The following is a 3064-nucleotide window of genomic DNA, read 5'->3' as shown; positions in this document are numbered from 1 at the left end:
CTGCCATGGGCATACGCCTCGGACCCAATCAAGGCCGTGGCCTGAGAACAGCGGTTACGATCGAGCCCGACTGCGTGACTTTCTACGGAAACCCAGCGGGGGTCCATCCCCGCGTGGGCGGGGGAGCCGCAGGGGGAGGCGACGTGATGCCGTGGATACGGGGTCCATCCCCGCGTGGGCGGGGGAGCCCCTGTCGGCTCTGGGAGCCTTGGGGTTGTATAGGGTCCATCCCCGCGTGGGCGGGGGAGCCGGGAACAGGCCCACGACTGCGCGACATTTCCAGGGTCCATCCCCGCGTGGGCGGGGGAGCCTCTAGGGCGCAACATACGGTAAATATTAATCATTTCATAGAACAACGGCCCGTCAGTTTTTCTTTCGAACGACCAGAACTCCCTCAAGATCAATCAGCTCTACGGGAGGAGAGCCAAGCATGCCCAGCCCCATGTTACCGGCCGCGGTGCTATCTTTCCAAGCCATTACAATTGCTCCACCCGGCATCGTCCCCCACCAATCATTGAGAACCCTCCAGGCCCGCTCGCGCACGCCCTTCGACAGTTCTGGCGAAACGTAAACGCCGGGGGCCACTTCAGGCATAATCGAAGCCAGGAAGCCACGATATCTGTCGGCGACGTCACGCGTCACCACTACGGTCATTGGCATGGCCAAACCTCCCCGTCTCTTGGCTGAGCGCGTCCCTGTCCCCTGGCCTGGCCTTGCGGGCCCCGCCCGGCGCCCTGTCATCGCCCTGTTCAGCGGCAAACAGCGCCTTGATGCGATCGAGCATCGACGCGATCACACTTTCACGGCGCAAGGTTTCGCCCACCAGACGGCGTGTTATCCGTTCAATAGACATGTGTGGCATTTTTCGTTGCGCCGCCACCGCGCGGAATGCGCTGGGTACGGTGATTGAATCACGAAACAGGTCCGCGACATCAAGCACAAAGCTTTGCCCGGAATCCTCATGAATGAAGCCAAGCTGCGGGATCGTAGCGCTGGCAGTCACAGCGATTGCGGCTGCGCCCTCTACGGCGCTCGCTGCGTGATTGATGGCCTGATTGGCAAGATCGGCGACCAGGGGGTCGCTCCTGTCATAGCGCCGCCCCTGCCATTTCACTCCGAAGCGTTGAGCAAGGTTGGCGTAAAGCGCCTTGACGCGCGCTCCCTCGATTCCCCGCAATACGGCTATGTCCCGATGTGGCAACACTTCACCAAGACGCCAGGCATACATGCGGCGCGCCACATCAAGGCGTCCACGATTTGCATCGGCCCAAAGCTCAACCTGCTTGCGGGCAAGGTTAGAGAAATCGGGCATCAGCGGCGGCGCCGTGTAAAGCCGGACGCCGTCATCACCCACCGCAGCAAGTCCGGCGCCATGGCGCGCCAAAAGTCGCAGGGCGTCATGACTGACGGTCGAACCCGGTCCCAGCATCAGCAGCGATATCGACTGGTGCGGAATGGCGTATTCACCCCGCTCCACCGCCCCACCGCCGGCCGAGGCGAAGCGCAGGCAGCCAGCTTCAACGGTCAGTGCACCACGATCAAGCAGCAGCAGGCCATGGCGGTCGGCATGGGGCAAACGCGCCGTTTCCAGTCCCAGGCGTCCCAGAAGCATGATGCGCCTCCCTCATGCATTTATTTGATACAAACATGCGAGATGCCGACACGTCGCGGGCCTGAAATTTCAAACACCGCAGGTTCGCGACCAAAGTGCGAAGGATCATGCTCATCATGCAGGGGCCTGCCGTTGTGGCGGCCGCAGCAACAGCATGCCATAGCCATAGGCGCGGTGCCGCCCGACGCCACGGGCCAACAAGATGGTGAAGGCTTCGGGATCGGTCACGACAAGCGAGCCATGGAAAGTCGCATCCGGGCCCTCTATGCGCCGCCCCTTCCGCATAACCACCTGCCGCTGGAAGCCTGAGAGACGCGTCGCGCCCGGCAATCGTGATCGGCGAGATAGTCACGCCGGCGGCGATGCGGAGCGTCATAGGAAGCGCCGGCGCGCTCATCTGGTCGCCCCCACGTCGTCCAAACCCGTCAGGCCGCGGCCGGCGATGGCGATGTAGCCGGCCAATCCGCTGCAGCAGCACATCCATTGGGCAAAGATCGGTGATCAGGATGTCGGCGCACAGATCGAGCGACTGCTCAAGCGTCTGGGTGCCGATGACGATGCGTCCGCCGATGGGGCTGTTCCTGCCCAGCGCCGCCTCGACCGCGCGATCAAGCAAGGCGCGGTCTTCCGCAGCAAAACGGCTGTGATGAAGGGTTGGAAGGCCGTTAACGGAGAGCAAAAAGCCCGACGCAGCCGCGAGGCATGCATCGTATGTCGCTTGTGCGCGAACCACCGTGTTACGGATGACCAGCACCCGTGCGCCCGCCTCTGCCGCCTTGATAGCGAATCCAGCGGCGTCATCGCCCGACCAGCCGGGAGAAGCGACGACTTCAACTATCTTTTCCGCCCCCGGATCCGGCGCTATGGCCTGCAAGCCACGCGTGGTCCATACGGCTGGATAGGCAAGCGCCGCATCACTGGCAAAATCCGCCGCTGGCCTGCCAAACCACCGTCGGCGCGCCGCAGCGCCCAGTGTCGCCGACATCAGCATCACGTGACCGCCGATCGCCAGATGCGCACTGACAATCGCTGTCTGCACGCCAGTCATGTAAGCATCAGAGGCGTGTACTTCATCAATAACCAGCAACGCCCGGCTTAGCGAAGCGCCGCGCAGGTGGGCATATTTCACCTGCAACCCACCAAGCGCCACCTGATCAACCGTTCCAACTGCGACGCGCGCCGCGAGAAACCGCGCCGAATGCTCTGCCGCCCAGCGCGCTGGTGCTTCCATCGTATCGTCCCAGAGCACGGAAAAATCTGGGAGCCGCGTGCCTGCGGCCTCGCCAGCCCTCGCCTGCCCGGGGATTGCCAGCACCGCTTCGGGTGGATCCTCAAACATCCGCCCCAGCGCTTCGTCAACGCGCCGCTGCAATTGCCGCCCCGCAGCGCGGGTTCCCGCTCTCATCAGCAAGGCCAATACCGGTTCAAGCGTCTGGGCCGATACGGCCTACC

The 3064-nt window shown here is 63.3% G+C and carries 3 protein-coding genes; all 3 read right to left on the bottom strand.

The window, feature by feature from the left end; genetic code table 11:
• Positions 1 to 363: 363 nt before the first annotated feature.
• The 3 genes from cas2e to cas3 are packed head-to-tail and all read right to left on the bottom strand — an operon-like array spanning position 364 to position 3029.
• Complete coding sequence (gene cas2e, locus IE243_RS22400) at positions 364 to 660, bottom strand: type I-E CRISPR-associated endoribonuclease Cas2e (RefSeq protein WP_191321500.1); 297 nt, start codon at positions 658 to 660, stop codon at positions 364 to 366.
• Positions 632 to 1612 (bottom strand): type I-E CRISPR-associated endonuclease Cas1e, encoded by a 981-nt coding sequence (gene cas1e, locus IE243_RS22395; RefSeq protein ID WP_191321499.1) that lies wholly within the window; start codon positions 1610 to 1612, stop codon positions 632 to 634. Before cas1e ends, cas2e begins: the two co-directional genes overlap by 29 nt.
• Positions 1539 to 3029: a CRISPR-associated helicase Cas3' gene (gene cas3 / locus IE243_RS24115; protein ID WP_210319961.1), complete on the bottom strand. Its 1491-nt coding sequence runs from the start codon at positions 3027 to 3029 to the stop codon at positions 1539 to 1541. The genes cas1e and cas3 overlap by 74 nt, the downstream gene beginning before the upstream one ends.
• Positions 3030 to 3064 lie beyond the last annotated feature (35 nt).

It is taken from the genome of Camelimonas fluminis, from assembly GCF_014656355.1.
Taxonomy (GTDB): Bacteria; Pseudomonadota; Alphaproteobacteria; order Rhizobiales; family Beijerinckiaceae; genus Camelimonas; species Camelimonas fluminis.
The sequence above is the reverse complement of the archived record's forward strand: the minus strand, read 5'-3'. Positions and strand labels throughout refer to the sequence as shown.